Source organism: Streptomyces mexicanus (assembly GCF_902506575.1).
Taxonomy (GTDB): Bacteria; Actinomycetota; Actinomycetes; order Streptomycetales; family Streptomycetaceae; genus Streptomyces; species Streptomyces mexicanus.
Genome location: NZ_LR732612.1, coordinates 1 through 818, shown reverse-complemented (window position 1 = coordinate 818; position 818 = coordinate 1). Strand labels below are relative to the sequence as shown.

The 818-nt window shown below is 76.0% G+C and carries 1 protein-coding gene; it reads right to left on the bottom strand.

The window, feature by feature from the left end:
• The coding region (gene hypB / locus GV126_RS33345) for a hydrogenase nickel incorporation protein HypB (protein WP_159674832.1) at positions 1-669 on the bottom strand (669 nt) is incomplete at its 3' end.
• Positions 670-818 lie beyond the last annotated feature (149 nt).

Below are 818 nucleotides of genomic sequence, written 5' to 3'. Positions count from 1 at the left end.
GTGGTGGGCCGGGCCCGTGTCGCGCGCGGCGAGGACGCGGTCCAGGACGGTGTCGACGCCGTCGCCGGTGCGGGCGCAGGTGCGGACGATCTCCACACCCGGGTTGACCCGGTGCACGTTGGCCCGGAAGGTGTCCTCGTCGAAGCCGGCCGCGTCGGCGAGGTCGGTCTTGGTGGCCACGACGAGGTGGGCGGAGCCGAACGCGGTGGGGTACTTCAGGGGTTTGTCCTCGCCCTCGGTGACCGCCATCAGCACGATCCGCAGGGTTTCGCCGAGGTCGTAGGAGCCGGGGCAGACGAGGTTGCCGACGTTCTCCACGAACAGCACGGCGGCGTCCTCGGGCAGCAGGCCCGCGAGCCGGGTGCGCAGCTGGCGGGCCTCCAGGTGGCACAGCCCGTCGGTGAGCACCTGCTGGACGGGGGCGCCGGAGCGGGCCAGCCGGCGGGCGTCGTTCTCGGTGGCCAGGTCGGCGGTCAGCGCGGCCACCGGCACCCCCCGTGCGACCGCGCGGGCCAGGACGAGGCCGAGGAGTTCGGTCTTGCCGCTGCCGGGGCTGGAGAGCAGGTTGACCATCGCCACGCCCTGCCCGGCGAGGTCGGCGCGCAGGGCGTGGGCGAGGTCGTCGTTGCGGGCGAGCACCGCCTGCTTGACGTCGACGGACCGGCACATGGCACTCCTCGGGGCGGGTTCAGGACACTGCTCTCGGCGGACGGGCCCGGCCCGTCGGGGCGTGCGCGGCGGGCGGGGCGACTCGACGATCCTGGGCCGCGCCGGGTTCCGGGGGCGGGCGCGCCGCCGGGTGCGGGGGGGGGGGGTCG